This is a genomic window from Emticicia sp. MM (assembly GCF_001649495.1).
In genome coordinates, this window is record NZ_LXHX01000028.1 from 69130 (window position 1) to 87913 (window position 18784).

At 35.2% G+C, this 18784-nt stretch carries 11 protein-coding genes; 1 reads left to right on the top strand and 10 read right to left on the bottom strand.

Annotated features, from left to right (window positions below):
- Positions 1 to 6: 6 nt before the first annotated feature.
- The gene (locus A6M55_RS04410) at positions 7 to 1638 is read left to right on the top strand and encodes a hypothetical protein (protein WP_064196657.1); all 1632 of its coding nucleotides are present in this window, start codon (positions 7 to 9) and stop codon (positions 1636 to 1638) included.
- 79 nt (positions 1639 to 1717) lie between these two features.
- Here A6M55_RS04410 and A6M55_RS04415 read toward each other — a convergent pair whose 3' ends face one another.
- The 10 genes from A6M55_RS04415 to A6M55_RS04460 form a co-directional block, all read right to left on the bottom strand.
- On the bottom strand, positions 1718 to 5932 hold the full coding sequence (locus tag A6M55_RS04415; protein WP_064196658.1) for a 3-coathanger stack domain-containing protein: 4215 nt from the start codon (positions 5930 to 5932) through the stop codon (positions 1718 to 1720).
- A 94-nt stretch (positions 5933 to 6026) separates the two neighbouring features.
- Positions 6027 to 7928, bottom strand: coding sequence for an acetate--CoA ligase (gene acs / locus A6M55_RS04420; protein ID WP_064196659.1), 1902 nt, complete (start codon positions 7926 to 7928; stop codon positions 6027 to 6029).
- A 289-nt stretch (positions 7929 to 8217) separates the two neighbouring features.
- Positions 8218 to 9261: an acyltransferase gene (locus A6M55_RS04425; protein ID WP_064196660.1), complete on the bottom strand. Its 1044-nt coding sequence runs from the start codon at positions 9259 to 9261 to the stop codon at positions 8218 to 8220.
- A 99-nt stretch (positions 9262 to 9360) separates the two neighbouring features.
- Positions 9361 to 11283, bottom strand: a complete 1923-nt coding sequence (locus A6M55_RS04430) for a propionyl-CoA synthetase (protein ID WP_082892923.1) — start codon at positions 11281 to 11283, stop codon at positions 9361 to 9363.
- Positions 11284 to 11406: 123 nt separating this feature from the next.
- A complete protein-coding gene (locus A6M55_RS04435; protein ID WP_064196662.1) occupies positions 11407 to 11796 on the bottom strand; it encodes a PleD family two-component system response regulator in 390 nt (129 codons plus the stop codon).
- A 53-nt stretch (positions 11797 to 11849) separates the two neighbouring features.
- Positions 11850 to 14546, bottom strand: a complete 2697-nt coding sequence (locus A6M55_RS04440; RefSeq protein ID WP_064196663.1) for an ATP-binding protein — start codon at positions 14544 to 14546, stop codon at positions 11850 to 11852.
- Positions 14539 to 14745 (bottom strand): hypothetical protein, encoded by a 207-nt coding sequence (locus tag A6M55_RS04445; protein ID WP_064196664.1) that lies wholly within the window; start codon positions 14743 to 14745, stop codon positions 14539 to 14541. The genes A6M55_RS04440 and A6M55_RS04445 overlap by 8 nt, the downstream gene beginning before the upstream one ends.
- 397 nt (positions 14746 to 15142) lie before the next feature.
- The gene (locus A6M55_RS04450) at positions 15143 to 15364 is read right to left on the bottom strand and encodes a DUF6814 family protein (protein WP_064196665.1); all 222 of its coding nucleotides are present in this window, start codon (positions 15362 to 15364) and stop codon (positions 15143 to 15145) included.
- 77 nt (positions 15365 to 15441) lie between these two features.
- Complete coding sequence (locus tag A6M55_RS04455) at positions 15442 to 17031, bottom strand: MFS transporter (protein WP_064196666.1); 1590 nt, start codon at positions 17029 to 17031, stop codon at positions 15442 to 15444.
- 43 nt (positions 17032 to 17074) lie between these two features.
- Positions 17075 to 18463, bottom strand: coding sequence for a hypothetical protein (locus A6M55_RS04460; protein WP_064196721.1), 1389 nt, complete (start codon positions 18461 to 18463; stop codon positions 17075 to 17077).
- Positions 18464 to 18784 lie beyond the last annotated feature (321 nt).

Genomic DNA, 18784 nt, shown 5'->3' on the forward strand with positions numbered 1-18784 from the left:
TTTAAAATGATTTTGACTCAAAATATATTAAATTTTACATTTTATGATTGGCTACTTTCAATTGGATTAGTCATTTTACTGGCTGCTCAGTTGTTTGCTTTGTGGAAGAAAAAAGCCAGTAAAATTAAGATTGGCTTGAATCTATTGCTTTGGTTGTGTATCTGTATGTTGTTCATTAATCCGACTTGGACAGAATCAGTAGATACGAGTAAAATCTTAGTGTATAGCGATGGAATTTCCGTTGAAAAAATTCAAAAGATAAAAGATAGTTTAAAAATCGGTGAGGTATTTTCGCAAAAAGAATTCAATAGACGAGTGAATGAAAATACAGATTTCGCCTCAAAACTGGGCAAGCTTTATTTTTTAGGTCAAGATGCTTCGCCTGAAATATTGAGTAAAATTAGTCAAAATTCTATTTCTTGGATTCCAGATTTCAAAACTGAAGAAATACAAAATATTCATTGGAAGAGTATCATAAGAAAGGGAGAAATACAGGAAATTACAGGAAAAATTGAGCTTTCTGAAGCAAAAACTATAAAAATAAAATTCGGAAGTCAAGTTTTAGATAGTCTGAATTTACAAAAAGGCTTTTCTTCTTTTAGTCTTAATTTTCCCACATTTTCAATTGGACGAACTTCTTTAAACTTAGAATTAGATCGAAAACTACTACAAACCATTGATTTTTACAGCATAAAAAATCAGCCTCAAAATATACTTTTCATCTTAAGTAATCCTGATTTTGAGAGTAAAACTTTAGCTGATTGGCTCGGAAAAGGCGGTAATAAAGTTGAAATTCTGACAACAATTGCCAAAAACACTTTGAATAATGTTTCTATCAATAAAACTGATAAAACTTTTTCGCCCGATATTATCATCACCGACCCATCGAATGCAGGTAATAGTTTAGTAAAAAAAGCATTCTCTGAAAGTAAAAGTATTTTGTTTATCACCCTCGAAAATCCAGATTTAGTGGCAAAAACTATCAATCAAAATTTGGGTACAAAATGGAAATTGAAACGAATAAGTACACAAGAAAGCAGAGCAATTTCGCAGGAATTAACAGCACATCCTTATGAATTTGAAGCAAATGCCTTCCAAAAGTCGATTTTTGATTATCCAATTGCGATTCAGAAAAAAATAGGTAAAGTAGGCATAAGTTTGCTTAATGAAACATTTCCGCTCATGCTCAGTGGTGATAGTCTGACTTATGCACGAATCTGGCAAAGTGCATTTCAAGCATTAAATCCCGCATTCGATACCAATATTGAAATTACTGCTCCGATTTTTCAAGATGTAAAAAAAGAGATCTCCTTAAATTCTTCAAGTTGGCAAAGCAAGTTGAGCATTGAAGATGACACTATCAAAACTATCCAATCGGCTATTAATCCAGCTTCTTCAAGAATTACTTATACTTTCCGAAAAACTGGTTGGCAACCATTTCAGGATTCTTTAGAAGTTTATGTTGAAGCAAACCAAAGTGCTTTGGCGAAGGAAAATTTACTAAAACCTTATTTAAAATTAGGTTCTATTTCAGCAGGTTCGGAGCAGAAACTACAAGTTATTTTACCCGAATGGGCTTGGTTTTTAATTATTTTATTGATTTTGACAGGGCTCTGGGTGGAGGCAAAAATTGGTTAAGTTAGCCAATTTTACCCATTCATTTTCTGCGACTTTATAAAGCAAGCTGCTTGACACAATCTTCTATTTAAGTTAAAATTTAATTACAACCGTTCATTTCAGCCATAAAATTTGCATTACTCTCAACTTTAAAACCTGGTTCTAATAATATAGACTTACTACTCTTGTATTTTATTTTAAGGTTATTATTTATTATAGTATTACTTCTTAAACTTTGTGCTTTAAAAACATTATTTTCGGTCGGATTAGTTGTTAAGAATTTGTAAGAAGCACAATTGATTATTACTTGTACATTCCCACTTGAAGTTCCTGAACAATATTTATCAGAAATACTATCAATAGTATATATAGTATCATCAACAGGACTTACAGTTCGGGTTAATGTTGAACCGAAATAATTTGAAAATAAAGTACCATCGTTGTATCCTAAATTAAAGGGAGGAAATCCAGTTAATGATGTTGTTATAGGTGCACTTTCTCCTTCTTCAATCCTATATATACCAGAGAGTATTGCTTGAGGTCGAGGTTTTATTATAATATTTGAATTACTCGAAGCCCCATATTCAATAGGAGATGTTGATCTAAATCGGATTCGATAGCCCTCTCCTGCAGAGATATTATCTGGAATCCTTATCATATATTCATTATTTACCTTAGTAAAGGAAATATCGGTAAAATTAAGTCCTTGGGCATCGGATATTTGGGGGATAAATAAATTGTCAATGTTAAAATTTCCTTGTGTTTCTAAATTAGCTATTTGTGTTTCACCACCAATACATTTTATTGGTATGTTATTTTGGGTTAAAGGCAGATTTGAATAAATTTTACGTCCTGTATTCGGTAGGTAATTGATGTTTAATTTACCTGGCAAAATATCTGAATCACAAAGATAATTTCCAGTATTAAGGTTAGTTATTGTAATTTCTGTTGGAGATTGAGCGGACGTCAGAGTCCCAATAATGTATCCATCTTGATTGATGGTAATAGGTTGTAAACCAAATATTGGAAACGTTATATACGGACTAATATTTGTTATGACATGATATAAACCACTACCACCTTTAAGTTCAAATGGAATATTGAATGGGTCATCAGTATATTTGTCAATTGTACCTGATACAATTCTACCTTCCCCTTTTTCACTATAACTAACATTATTAACTAAGATTTTTGAAATTGAAGGTGTATTTGTTTCATAGCCTAAATTGTAAACCCCGCTTCCAACTTCCACAGGAATTGCACCTGAGAAAGTACCATTTATTTGTGTAGTTTGGCCTATATATATTTTTTGTTCATCATTTTGAAAATAAAACTTTAAAATTGTTCCAGTGGGAAATGCATTAATTGTATTGTAGCTAATACTAAATAAACTCGTTGAATTTTTACAGGGTATAAAATACGTGTTTATACTTGTAATTTGAGGAGCAAACTTAACTTTTACGGTATCTGGAATATTTACAAAACCGCAATTGTCGTAAGCATTTGCAATAAAAAAATCTTCATCTTTATTGATAACTAAATTTGTTCCGAGAAAGACTGCTGGATTTTGAAATTTATAAGAAAGTAGTGGCATTTGTGGGGTAATATTCAACTCAAAATTAAGCGGAAAAGTCTCCGATACAATCATATTACCAAGTGTTGAGCTAAGAATACGACTTGAATAATATTTTTTAAGCGTTGTATAAAAGTTTCCACTTAGAGTTTCTAAAACATTATTTTGTTCATCTACTCTTACAAACCTTATCCAACAAAAATCATCGGGAATATTCTTCGTATCTATTTCTGCCAAAATTTCATCAGAGGTATAATCGCTTATTTGACAATTTACCCAAATGCCAGTTTGTCGATTGAGAAATTGAACACCAACTTTAAAATTATTTGGTATATCTCCAAATACATAATAATTAATCCTCAACGTATTTTTATAGTTATTACAAGAGACATTTATTTTTTGAAATTTAAGAATATAAGGATTATAATCAACTTTAAGCGTTTTAATAAAAGGCTCTGAAAAGCAGCCATTTGTAACTTGGTTTATAACAAATGAAGTATCTTTTGAAAAATAAAACGGTTTATCTAACTTAATAATTTGATTAGTTGATGTGATAAAATTCCCACCATTCCCGTAAAACACTGTAGGGTTGTATCCATTTGTAGCAACTGAATCATTATTAGTCCATCCACCAAAACTAAGAAATGGATACTCAATTATACCATTAATTTCAACAAACCTTTGGAAAGAAAACCTTTCTGGGTACAAAGATTTTATTCTTACAGGTCCGTTATAGGTCTTGAATGTATTCGGAATAACGACAAATTTTTCACCAACTTCTATTTCAAGATTTGGGTTTGGATACCCAAATTCTACAAAAAACTTATTATTAGCACTAAAATTCCCATTAGAAGTCCAATCGAGCCAAAGTGTATCACCAACACAAATTTTAGGTTTTAAGAGCGGTGCAAGCAATACAGCAGTCCTTGAAGGGTCTGTGCTTGATACTTGATAACTACCTGCTACACTACCTGTTCCACACTGGTTCCAAGTATTTATCGGAAAATAAGTACCCGTTTGAAAAGTCATTGAGCGGATATAACCATCATTTTCTATTCCCGTTTCTGTATTTGCTTCTAACGGATACGTTCTTCCATCCGACATTTTCACCCAACCATCATTGCAATTAGTAATGTAGTTTACTGCGAAAGTGCCTGGAGAAATAGAATATGTTGAATTGGCAAATGTTAAGTTGGGTATTTCTGTAATTTGAATTGGGTTATTATAAATAATACCTTCAAGATTTGGATTTGAGGCGACGATTGAGAAATAATAATATGATAAACTACTTGTTGTACTAGTTGATGGGATGGTAAATTTAATTGTATTTGCAGATACCCAAGTGGCATCGATTTCTTCATAAGCAGAAATGTATGACATCCGCAATGAAAATGGTTCAGTACTGACATATCTTCCAAACCTAACCTTATAATCACTTCCCTGATTTAGTGTTTGATTACTACTTACTTGAACAAAAATTTCTTGTCCTTTACAAAATTTGGTAGATGAAACAGACTCGATATTTATACTTGGAAGCACATTAACTTGAATCCCTCCCGAAATTTTATTTTTGCAAGCATTAAAGTGTTGTGTGTAAAAACCATTAGTTAGTTGATAATAACCAGATTCTTTTGGAAAATTAAACTTAACATTTCTTTGTTGGTCGATAGATAACTTAATTTTTGAATTAAGAAATAAATCTAATTCATCGTATTGAAAACCGCTTGAGGTTTGTGAGGTATAACCTGTAATTAAGAAACTTTCTCCATATTTCACATTATACGTTCCAGATATTGAATGACTACCCATATCTTTTACGATTATCGAAGTTGTTGCTTCGATATCTTTTTCTATAATTTTAACTTTTAACTCATAAGTGTCCGAAAGTTGAGTTGAAGGAATGTCAATAATCAAAGAAGAGTTTAATCGTGTAAAATCTGGGTTTGTAATTTGCCCAGTGGAGCTTTTTAGTTGAAGTTGAAAATTAATTCCTGTAGATGGAAGTGGGTTTTCGGTAACCAATTTCACAACACATTTGCTTCCTGCACAAACAAAATTAAACTCATCTGCATTGGCTATTCTAAATTTTTCTCTATTTACTTTTAAATTATATCCAAAGATGATGTCTCTTGTCCCACAAAAATTACTGGCTCTTTTTATACCATAAACTCCTGTGGAAATTAAAATTTCATTGTAACTAAATTGGCGAGTATCGCCATTACCTTGACTAAAATATTTCTTTCCTGATATTGTTTCAATATCTACATCCGTTCCTGTATAGATTTTAAAAGGTAACTCTACAATATCATTTTTGTTGTATTGACCATTTTCGATTAGTGTCTTTTCAGTGTATATGTAAGAATAATTTGGTTTTGAATATATCGAAATGTAATTATTATAAACAATAAGTGCAGGGGATGTTGAGCGTATTTTTACATTTACATATTTATAGTATTCAAACCATGTACCTGGATATGTAAATTTTATTTGATTATTAATAATTTCAATACTTTGAGAATGTAATAAAAAATTCCTGCCATCTGTTGTGTAAAACTCAATAAAAAATTGATTATCCGAGGCAAAACTTCCCGAAGTTGTAACAGAAACAGTAGTAACTGTATCAATACAAGTTTTGGTTATTTCATTACCTACACTAATTTCCTGTGCATTTGAAGTAAAGTAAACACAAAAAAGAAAAAGAAATTTAATAGTAAATATTTGTGTGTGAGTCCGTGATTTCATTTTACCGAAAAAGAGAGTTAAAGACTCTAATTAACACACAAAAAATGAATTGTAAAAAAATACTTTCGCCTTTTTAGACGAAAGTATTTTTTTGTTATTTCAAAGCCTCTGCCCCATTCTTAATCTCTTCAACTACATTTGGGTCGAGAAGTGTTGAAATATCACCCAAATTTGAAGTTTCGCCTTCGGCAATTTTACGTAAGATTCTTCGCATGATTTTTCCCGAACGAGTTTTCGGTAAACCACTCACAAACTGAATTTTATCAGGTTTAGCAATTGGCCCAATCACACGAGAAACCGTTGCCAAAATATCTTTCCGAGTTAATTCTTCATCATGAATCATGCTTTCACAGATTACGTAAGCATAAATGCCTTGCCCTTTGATGTCATGCGGGTACCCCACAATGGCACTTTCTACTACGCCTGTGTGCATATTGATGGCATTTTCCACTTCGGCAGTACCAATTCTGTGTCCAGAAACATTCAATACATCATCTACACGACCTGTAATTCTATAAAAACCATTTTCATCTCGCATTGCACCGTCACCTGTGAAATATAGGTTTGGATATGCCGAGAAATAATTGGTGCGGCAACGCTCATGGTCGCCCCAAGTTGTACGTAAAATTGATGGCCACGGGAATTTGATACACAAATTTCCGCTTACATCGCCACCCAAAATCTCATTTCCGTTTTCATCAACCAACATCATTTGTACACCTGGAAGTGGTAATGATGCCCAAGCTGGTTTTAAAGGTGTGATTCCCGCCAATGCAGAAATCATAATTCCGCCAGTTTCAGTTTGCCACCAAGTATCAACTACTGGACATTTATCTTTTCCGATATTTTTAGAATACCATTGCCAAGCTTCTTCGTTGATTGGTTCCCCAACCGAACCAAGCACTTTCAACGAACTCAAATCTTTTCCTTCTACATATTCTAAACCAAAACCCATCAATGAGCGAATGGCAGTTGGAGCAGTATAAAGAATATTCACTTTGTGTTTTTCAACAATATCCCAAAAACGACCAGCGTCTGGGTAAGTTGGTACGCCTTCAAATAATACTGAAATTGCTCCCGAAGCCAAAGGACCGTAAACGATGTATGAGTGTCCTGTTATCCAACCAATATCTGCCGTGCAGAAATGAACCATACCTGGTTTATATTGGAACACATTTTGAAAAGTGTAGGCCGCATAAACCATGTAACCGCCGCAAGTTTGTACTACCCCTTTTGGTTTTCCAGTCGAACCCGACGTATAAAGAATAAAAAGTGGGTCTTCTGAGTCCATTTCTTCGGCTGGACAATCGCTTGTTACGTGTTTTTCTTCTTCCTCCCACCAAACATCACGGCCTTTAATCATACTTACGGGCGTGCGAGTACGAGTAGCCACAATGACTTTCTTCACCGATGGACAACCAATCATGGCATCATCAACGGTATCTTTCATCGGGATCGCTTTGTTTCCACGCACTGCACCGTCAGTCGTTACAACAGCTACGCATTGTGAGTCATTGATACGGTCGGCGATTGAAGATGCTGAAAAGCCACCAAAAACAACTGAGTGAATCGCACCGATTCTGGCACAAGCTAAAACGGCAATCGACAATTCGGGAATCATTGGCATATAGATACACACACGGTCGCCTTTTTGTACACCATTTCGTTTTAAAACATTAGCAAAGCGACACACACGCTCAAATAATTGGCGGTATGTGAGTGTTACGCTCTCTTCATTTGGGTCGTTTGGTTCCCAAATAATGGCGGGCTGATTTGGCTTATCTTTTACGTGACGGTCAAGACAATTTTCTGTAATATTGAGCTTTCCGCCCACAAACCATTCTACTTTTGGTTCACTGAAATTCCAATTCAGCACTTTTCTCCATGGCTTTCTCCATTCAAAATTATTGGCTGCAATTTCGCCCCAAAAATCTTCGGGACTTTCTACGCTCTTCTTGTAAGCTTCTTCGTATTCTTGGAAAGAGTTGATTTTCATTTGAGGTAATATTAAAAAGTACTAAAATTGAATAAATGTATGATTCTAAATAATTTGATTTTTAATTTCATTGCCGTCTGCTTTAGCTGACGGTTCTAAGAAAAGTATCAAAACACGACTTTAGCAAAAAATAGCACAATTTAGGCTAAAGCCAAGTCGATTTGAATTAATATCTACCGTCAGCTAAAGCAGACGGCAATGAACTTTAATTTCTATACTAAGGTGTCGAATAAATCACCCATAACCTCACGAACGGCCCCGCAGTTCTCTAATAACAAGTAACCAAAACTCACCCAGTAATCCAGCCACTTTTGGGCATTTTACTTAAAATAAATATGACTACATAACAAATAATGGTTGTTAGAATAAACTGCGTTGCGATACCGATACTTGGGTGAATCCATTTGAAATTTATCTGAAACTGACGTGATAAAGTCTTCATTGGAATCAAGTGCATTAGATACATTCCGTAACTAAATTTATCTAATTGAGCGGTTAAAGTTGGTAAAATCTCAATATTTAGCAGATTTTTAAAAGTCAAAAATGCTGAGATTGACATCAAAATAACCGACGGACTTAGATAATCAAACAAACTTGATTCATAAATCTTGTTGTTTGCTAAAGTCGAGAAATAAATTCCTATGAAAGTAATTATCCAACTTATCAGAAAAACAGTTAATGCAATAAAACCGACCTTTTTTTGTGATGAATTAATTTGGAGATTTCCTAAAAAATATCCTAAAATAAAGTAACCTAAGTAACCCGAAAAATATCTAATCTCAAAATTGATTTTGATACCCAAAAACTTTTCAAAATAAAGATAAACTGTACAGGCGATAAACCACATTATCAAGAAAAACTTCACTTCTTGGTCAGTTGCTTGCGTAATCCATCGACTTACAATTGGTGAAAATAAATACAGCCCCAAAAGCATATAGACAAACCATAAATGCCCCGAACCACCTGCACCACCCGTTAGTATTTTTTTAAGAATATTAACGAACTCAAACTTTGTTTTTTCGGCTGGAATGAGTCCAAAATAATTTCCCCAAAGCATAAAAATGATGGTCCAAAGCAAAAAAGGAATAAATATTCTGGAAAATCGTTTCGATAAAAAATCTGTCAGGTTTTTGTATTTTCCTAAGAGCAAATATCCCGAAAGCATCACAAAAACGGGTACTGCAAATCGACCAAAAGCATTGGCAGCATTGCAAATCCACCACCAACTATTGGGTACTTTCCCCATCAAGTAAATACCTCCTGCTGCACAATGAAGCATGATTACGGTTAGGGTTGCAAAAACTCTCAAATTTGAAATCCAGATTACTTTCATAACTTTTTTACTATTTATTGTCAGTGAAGACACTGACAATATTGACAATGAAAACGTTGACAATGGAAAGCCGTTGTCAGTGTCCTCACTGAGAACATTTTACTGAAACACACCAATTTTTCTACCTCTAACACACTCTTCTATCTCTGTTAAAATAGTTATATCATCAATCGTTGAAGGCACTGTAAATTGCTCACCATCAATGATTTGGCGAATAGTTTTTCTTAAAATTTTACCTGAACGAGTTTTTGGCAAACGCTTCACAACCACGGCATTACGGAAAAAAGCAACTGCCCCGATTTGGTCACGAATGAGTTGAACCAACTCATGTTCCATTTCATCTTGTGTAAAGTTTATTCCATCTTTCAACACCACCAAACCAATTGGACGCTGCCCACGAAGTTCGTCAGCAATTCCAACTACAGCACATTCAGCAACAGCTTTGTGAGAACCAACAATTTCCTCCATTTCACCCGTTGAAAGGCGATGCCCTGCCACATTGATTACATCATCAACCCGACCCATGATAAAAACATAACCGTCTTCGTCAATGTATCCACCATCACCTGTTAAGTAGTAGCCATCAAATTTATTGAGGTATGAACTTCTGAAACGCTCGTCGTCGTTCCAAAGTGTCGGAAGGCAACTTGGTGGAAGTGGCAATTTTATACAAACATACCCTTCTTCGTTTGCTCCAAGCTGTTGACCATTTTCACCCAGAATTTGCACATCAAAACCACAAACTGGCTTAGTTGCAGAACCTGCTTTTACTGGAAACTGTTCAACTCCCATCATATTGGCAACAATTCCCCAACCACTTTCGGTTTGCCACCAGTGATCAATGATTGGTACTTTAGCAATTTCTTGTAGCCATTCCAACGTTGGTGGATCACAACGTTCTCCAGCTACAAAGATAGATTTCAAAGAAGAAGTATCGTATTTTTCTTTCAATTTTGCCTCGGCATCTTCTTTTTTAATAGCTCTGAAAGCAGTTGGTGCAGTAAAGAAAACATTTACTTTATGTTCTTCAATTACTCGCCAAAATGTTCCAGCATCAGGATTTCTGACTGGTTTTCCTTCAAAAAATACTGTTGTACAACCGTAAATTAGCGGAGCATAAACAATGTATGAATGACCCACAACCCAACCCACATCTGATGCCGCCCAAAATACTTCATTGGGCTTTACATCGTAGATATATTTCATCGAGAAATTTAGTGCTACGGCATGTCCACCATTATCTCTTACGATTCCTTTTGGCTTTCCTGTTGTGCCAGATGTATAAAGTACATAAAGCGGATCAGTTGCATTTACTGATACACAATCGACTGATTTTGAACCACTTACGTAAGAAGTAAAATCAATATCTCGACCATCAATCATAGTTGCTTGAGCCATTGGGCGTTGCAAAATCAAGCAATGAGAAACTTTATGTTCTGCCAAATAAATGGCTTCATCGAGCAAAGGTTTATATGGAATCACTTTGTCGAATTCGATACCACAAGAAGCAGAAATGATTACTTTTGGATGAGCATCGTCGATTCTGATGGCGAGTTCGTGTGGAGCAAATCCACCGAAGACTACCGAGTGAACAGCCCCCAGTCTCGCACAAGCCAACATCGAAAATGCAGCTTCGGGAATCATGGGCATATAAAGTACAACGGTATCGCCCTTATTTACACCCAAAGATTTTAAAGCACCCGCAATTTTCGAAACTTCGGCTTGTACTTGGGCATAACTATATTTAACGACCTTATTTGTTGCTGCCGAATCGTAGATGATTGCAGCTTTATCGCCTCTTCCTTGCTCAACGTGGTAATCAACCGCCAAGTAGCAAGAGTTCATCAATCCACCTTCAAACCAATGGTAAAAGCCATTTTTATCCTGCGAAAGAATCGTTTGCGGTTTTTCATACCATGCTATTTTATCAGCTTGCTCAGCCCAAAATACTTCGGGTTGCTCAATGCTTCGCCTGTAAAATGAGTCATAATTCATTACTTTTATTATAGTTTTGTTGTACATTTTTAATTTTGAATGAGTGAATGATAGAATGAGTGAATAAAAAAAAATCACTTTTTTCTATTTCATCATTAATATATTTCGATATAGATTCATTCATTGAAGCATTCACTCATTGAAGCATTATTAAGCCACCACTCCCGAAGCCATCATGTTTATTTTCTTCACCAAATCACGGGTTGAAAAGGGTTTCGGAATGTATAAATCTGCCCCGACACTATATCCTTTTTCGATATCGGCTTCTTTGCTTTTGGCACTTAAAAAGACCACTTTTGTCTCTTTGGTTTCATTTCCACCTTTGATAAATCGACAAACTTCGTAGCCATCAACTTTTGGCATCATGATGTCGAGCAATACGATTTTCGGATGCTCTCTTTTGATAATGTCAAAAGCCTCTTCACCATCTCTAGCGATAAAGACGATAAACCCTTCTTTTTTCATTAAAAACTCTAATGAAAGTAAGATATTTGGTTCATCATCAACGATTAATACCTTTATATTTTTCTGTATATTCATGGTCGTAGTATTTGTTGTAATAGATTTTTTCCTATTATTTTGCTTAGTTTTATTTATTCAATGGGAATAGAAAAGGAGAATTTTGAACCTTTCCCAACTTCACTTTCTACCCAAATTTCTCCGTTATGCAACTCTAAAATCCGTTTTGAAATTGCCAACCCAAGTCCACTACCTTTTGGTTTTTTGATAGTTTGATCGTGTGCCTGATAAAATTTATCAAAAATTAGCTCTTGATATTGTTTTGCAATTCCAGCTCCATCATCAATCACATTTACGTGCAGATTATTATCTTGCTTATATGCTGTAATGGTAATTGTTCCTTTATTAGCTTCAATAAATTTCAGTGCATTTGAGAGTAAATTGAGCATAACCTGCATAATTCTGTCTCTATCTCCCTCAAATTTGGGCAGTTTTTTATCAATTTTTATATTGATTGTAACCCCTTTATCTTTTGCCAATTGCTCAATCGCATCAATAGAATCCAAGATAATTTCTTCGAGGTTGAGCGTTTCTTTAGCCACTTTTACTTTTCCTGACTCAAATTTTTCTAAATCTAACACTTGATTTATCAAACGACTCAGGCGGTCAGATTCTTTAATGATGGTATTTAAGAAATGTTGTCTTTCCGAATGCTCAATGTCTTCATTATCGTATAAGATTTCTGACAAAGCTTTTATCGAAGTAAGCGGCGTACGAATTTCGTGCGTAACGGTCGATAAAAAATCATCTTTGAGCTTATCGGTCATTTTCAATTGCTCGTTGGCGGCTTGAAGCTGCTCGGTAAGCAATTTTAATTCTTGCGATTTTTGCTTCAATTCTTTATTTACCGCCATCAACTCTTGCGATTTTTTCAAGATTTCAACAACCTCATTGAGTGTAATTTCTTCCTCTTTTGCCACCGACGAAACCATCATCCGTGCCGAGGCAGTTCCGACAATTCCTGAAAGTAATTTTTCGGAATAATTCACAAAACGGGCATCAGCATAGCGAGTTTTGAGGTTAATATTATTACGTGTTGCAAAAACCCTTGCAATTCTCTCAGTGCGACTTGTTCCGAGAAAACTTTCGAGCAAATTCATAATATCGCTCACCAAAGCTTTTCCCCGCCAAACAACCGAGTTTTCTATACCTTTTGAATACTGAAATACATCAACAAACAATACTGCTTGATTATGCTCAATTGATGTTTGTTTACTGCACAAGGAACCGAAAAAATAAAGTACTATATTGAAAAATAACGTCCAAAATGTAGCATGAGAAATATTATCCATGCCCATCATACCAAATAATTCGTAAGGTTTTAGTAATGAAACACCAAATAAACCTTCTGTCATAATTTTATCAGATATTACTCCTGAACTTACGAGTGACGGAATAATTAGGGTAAAAAACCAAATAACTGTTCCACCAACTAAACCCGCCATTGCACCTTTTTGTGTGCCTCTTTTCCAGAAAATTCCTCCCAAAACTGACGGTGCAAACTGAGCGACAACAACAAAAGCTGTCATTCCGATGGAAACCAAAGAGTATTTTTCGGTAATAAATTTGAAATAGAAATACCCCAAAAATATGATGAGAGCGATCGAAAAACGTCTCATAAACTGAATCACTCGACTCGGATTTAGGTTAATAATTTCTTTTGATGCAGGAATTCCTAAGAAAATCGGCATCAGTAAATTATTACTCACCATTACGCTAACTGCTATCGTTTCTACGATAATCATACCTGTTGCTGCCGAAAAACCACCTATATAAGTCAAAATCGCTAAAAACTCATCAGAAAAATGCAGTGGAATCGACAAGACATACATATCAGAATTGACCGCTTGCCCATTAAAAATAATTCCTCCCGCAAGGGTAATTGGCATTACGAAAATATTGATGAGCAACATATATAGTGGAAACATCCACATCGCTCGATTGATATATTTTTCATCAACATTCTCGACGACCGTCACCTGAAACTGACGTGGTAAAAACAAAAAGGCCATTGTGGCAAGTAACGTATGCCAAAACCACATCGACATCCCACTTTCATTTTCAAGCACAAAATTTTTTTTAGCAGCTTGAAGTAATTTTGCTTTGTTATAAATATCTTCAAAACCATCAAAAAGCCAGTAGGTTACATACATTCCGATGGCTAAAAAAGCGATGAGTTTAATGATTGATTCAACTGCAATAGCTGTTACCATTCCCTCGTGTCGCTCGGTTGCTTCTACGTTTCGAGTACCAAATAAGATGGTAAACAGAATCAGCAAAATGACAATGTAAAAAGTATGGTCAACTAAAATATTGCTATTTAACAAACTTTTTGTTAGAATTCCGAAGCTATTTGAAATGGCTTTTAGTTGTAATGCAATGTACGGAATACCTGATAGTAAGCATATTATAGTTACTAATACTCCCAAAGAACGATTTTTGCCATAACGTGACGATATAAAATCGGCGATACTCGTCAAGCGTTGAGTTTTACAGATACGTATGATTTTCAAGAGTATCGGAAAAGCCAAGAACATCACCAAAGTTGGGCCGATGTAAACTGCTAAAAAATCAAGCCCATCGGTTGAGGCTCGCCCAACACTTCCGTAAAATGTCCATGCTGTGCAGTAAACTGCCAACGAAAGTGCATAAATGTTAGGATTGCTAACAATACTCTTGGAGTTTTTTGATTTTTTTTCGGCCTGATAGGCTACAATAAACAAAAACGCCAAATAATAAATTGAGATAAGTCCTAAAATGTAGCTATTCATGTTCGTGTGTTTCTTCTACATTTTTAGATTCTGCAATGATAGCAATGATGATAATTCCCACCGCCCAAACACTGAAAACATACACATAAACAAGGGGCATGCCGAATATAAAAACGGCTTTATTGAACAACGATAATAAGGGAAAGTTGAATAGACAGACCAAGAAAATCGTTATTGCAATGGCTCTTTGTTGCTTCATGTAAGGTTTCTTATTTATTGCACTAAGCTACGACTAACATGGTACTATTCAAAGATTTATTTAGCTATTTTTGCTAAATAAGTATAGTTTTTAATTTTGTGGAGAATAATAGATTTTACTTACATTGAAGATTTACAATTAAGAAGTGTTGATTTTTGAAGTGAAAATAATTTTAACAAAACTTACCTCAATAATCAAAAATCCTTAATCATCAATCGCTAATATCCCTGATTTAATAACATTAGCTTCTCCCCCTAAAATAAGAATGTATGCCAATGGGAGTTTTCCTCAACTGGCATACATTGCTCTATTAAACCCTAAGCCTTACTTATTATGGTAATTCACTTATTATCTTGCTGATAGTCGAACGGCTTAGAAATCAACTATTTTTCAAAAATCAATCTTTTGAATCGAATTCGCCTTGTAGCGAATACAAACCGAATGTTCCTAAAGCTCCCGCAATCATCGGACACAGAATTACGGTGTAAATAATTGCTGGAATTACGTTTTCGCCACCTTTATTCCAGAGCATAATCGCTTGATTCACAATTAGATAGTAAACCGCACCAATTCCGATTAATATCCAAACTATTCCTAAAATTCGTTTTATAGCATTCATTGTATTAATGTTTTTATGTATTGAAAATTTAACATTTATATAAGAACATCCAATTTGGACGTTCCTACGAGTACAAATCAATCATTTACTTTGTTATCTTTTCCATCTAAGTAGATTGTTCCAATAACGAAACAAATACCTGCAAGAATTATCGGATACCAAAGACCTTCGAGATAAGGTTTTTCGATAACTGGAGCTAAACCCGACTCGGCCGCTACACTGTTTACTTTCTGTGCGTTCGATACCAAGAAAGTTGCAATTGCAGGAAGTAGTCCGCCAAAGATACCATTTCCGATGTGATATGGCAACGACATTGATGTATAGCGAATCTTGATTGGGAACATTTCAACTAAGAATGCAGCAACAGGGCCATAAACCATCGTCACGAACAACATCTGAATAAATACTAACCACGTAAGCGTCCATTTATCAGTATCATTAATTGTCACTGTTTTCTTGGTTTCAATGATTGGTTTACCGTCTTTTTCGCTAATTTCGACCGCACCATTTTTCAAGGTTTTAGTTTTTACTTCTTTGTATGTTGTTCCGTCAGTAAATGCCTTTGTTATTGTATAAACTGAGTCAACACCACCATTTTTATTTTTAGCATTTTCTTTCAATTCAGCAACTGATGTTGTTTTTTCTACGATTTCAGTTTTACCTTTGATGTCAACCGTATCATACATTTTTGAGTATATGGTGCGGTAAGAAAGAATTGCTACTAACATACCTGCCATCATAATCCACTTACGACCAATACGGTCAGATAACCAACCAAACACTACGAAGAAAGGCGTTCCGAGACACAAACCCCAAATCATAATACTATCGACTTGCTCTTTCGGTACGTTCATGATTTTTTCGATGAAAGACATCGCATAAAATTGTCCTGTGTACCAAACCACACCCTGCCCCATCGTTACGCCTAATAGAGCTAACAATACAAATTTGAAGTTCAATTTATTTCCGAAAGATTCTTTTAAAGGATTTGTAGAAGTTTTTCCATCCGCTTTTGCTTTTGAAAACAACGGAGACTCGTGCATATTACGACGAATGATATAAGAAATACCAACCATCAAGATGGAAGCTAAGAATGGAATTCTCCAGCCATAGGCATCAAAATCTTCTTTGCTTAAAATTGCTTTGGTAAGAGCAATAACGATCAATGAAACTATCAAACCAGCCGTAGCAGTAATCTGAATCCATGAGGTCATATAACCTCTTTCGTTAGCTGGTGAGTGTTCGGCAACGTAAGTTGCAGCACCACCGTATTCACCACCAAGAGCCAAACCTTGTAATAATCTGAGTAATAAGACCAACAAAGGAGCGGCTACACCAATTGTTTCGTAGGCGGGAATAATACCGATGGTGAAAGTTGCTCCTCCCATCAACAATAAGGTAACCATGAAGGTATATTTTCTACCAATTAAGTCTCCGAGACGACCAAAGAATAATGCACCAAATGGGCGAACAACAAAACCAGCTGCAAATGTTGCTAAGGTTGAAAGAAACGAGAGCGTTTCGCTTCCTGGGCCTGCTGGGAAGAATTTTGTAGAGATAATGGTCGCCAAACTTCCGAAGATATAGAAGTCGTACCACTCAATCATCGTTCCTACGGATGATGCTCCAATAATGGAAAACATCGAACTTTTTTTACTTTCAGACATAGTGCTAATCAATTAAGGGTTTAAGTAATATTAGAGTTGAGTTTTATAAATAGATTTGTAATTGAGCAATAAATTCGCCAAAGTGCTTTTGCTTAGTTGTTGCAGTTTCAATTCCTGGACGTAACGAATACTGCGTTGTGATTTTTGCATGATGACCATCAATCAACCAGTTTACGCCTAAGTCAAAGTTTGTAACTGCTTTTGGAAGTGCATCAAAGTTTTTATAAGTAAATGCTGTAAATGGTTGCACTCTCATTTTAGGTTTTTCGCTTCCTTTTGGCATCAAGATACCCACTTGTGTATAAAAAATATCACCTGTTCCAATCATTGGTTGGGCATTTCCTGCACCTGACATCAATTTTCCACTTCCTTCATAAGCGGCATTCACGACACCTTCATTCATAATACCGATGTTTCGGATATAATTTGGCCCAAAATTATAGTTGAAATATCCAGCGTAAGCAGTTACTGCTGTATTTTTTGCTTTATCGCCAAATGGCATATCTAAGAAAGCATCAACCGAAAGCAAGTTTACGTTATGGCTTTCGAGTTTTCCGTTTACTGAAGATTTCGTACCTTTCGCTTGGCTGTAAAAACCTGCTCCGATATTAAAGACACGCTTTGTACCTAAATACGTACCAACTTTGAAAGGTAACAAATTTGATTCATTATCAAGGAATTGATACTCAACATAAGCAGTTTTTGCCCAATTACTTTTACCGTTGTTATCAACCGCAGCAGCCTTTGACGCATCGGTTACATTGGTTGGAGCTAAACTTGTATTGAAAGGCTTATTCATAGCCAAACGGTATTCTAATTTATTCAATTTACCTTTGGCAAAGAAACCATACTGACGAGCAAATTGGTCGGCATTATCAATAGTAGCCCACGAGAAAATCGGAGAGTCAACTGTCAAGAAATTGAGTGTTGAGGCCATTGTCATGCGAGAAATTCCCATGAAATAATGTAAACCTGCTCCAATGCTCAAGCTCGAATTTTTGTTTTCTTTGGTCGGCAATACAACGTGATATTCATTCCAAGCATCGTGAAAGAAGATTTGTGGTTTCTTTCCATTGCCATAGCCGCCCGTTCCAGTTGTGCCAGAGCCACCACCATTGATGAAAGTTTGATTATTGATTCCGATGTGAGCAAGTACCATGTAGCGTTTACTAATTTGTGCGTAGGCCAACATACGTAAACGGCGGCCTGAAATATCAAAATTTGTTTTAGCAGCTTCGCCCGCAATCGTTGTTCCAGGGTTTAGTTGTGTGCCTCTGAACCAAATCTGATTCCAAGTAAGCAAACGAATAAACTTCGACCCTTCGGGATTAACATTCAATTTGATTCCACCACCGTAATCAGCAGAACCTTGAGCTTGTATAATACTATAGCTAAATAAAAAAAGCGATAAGGTGAATAGTAATTTTTTCATATTAGGTCTTTTATTATGGTTTTGTTGTACGTCGTTAAGACGATACAAAACTTTCATAAAAAGACACGTTTCCCAAATCCTTGATATAGCTTTGCTAATAATAGATAGAATTCATTGTACTTTAAAATTTCTTAAAAATCATAATATTAGCACACTAAATTAGTATTTTACAGAATTTTATTTCAAAAATAACTATAAAACAGAATATTATATGCACTTTACCATCAATCAAAGCTAAAAATCAGAATTTACTTTAAAATACTTATTAGATAGAGAATAACAGGAATTAATTGTATTATTCAAAGAAAAACTATACTTGTT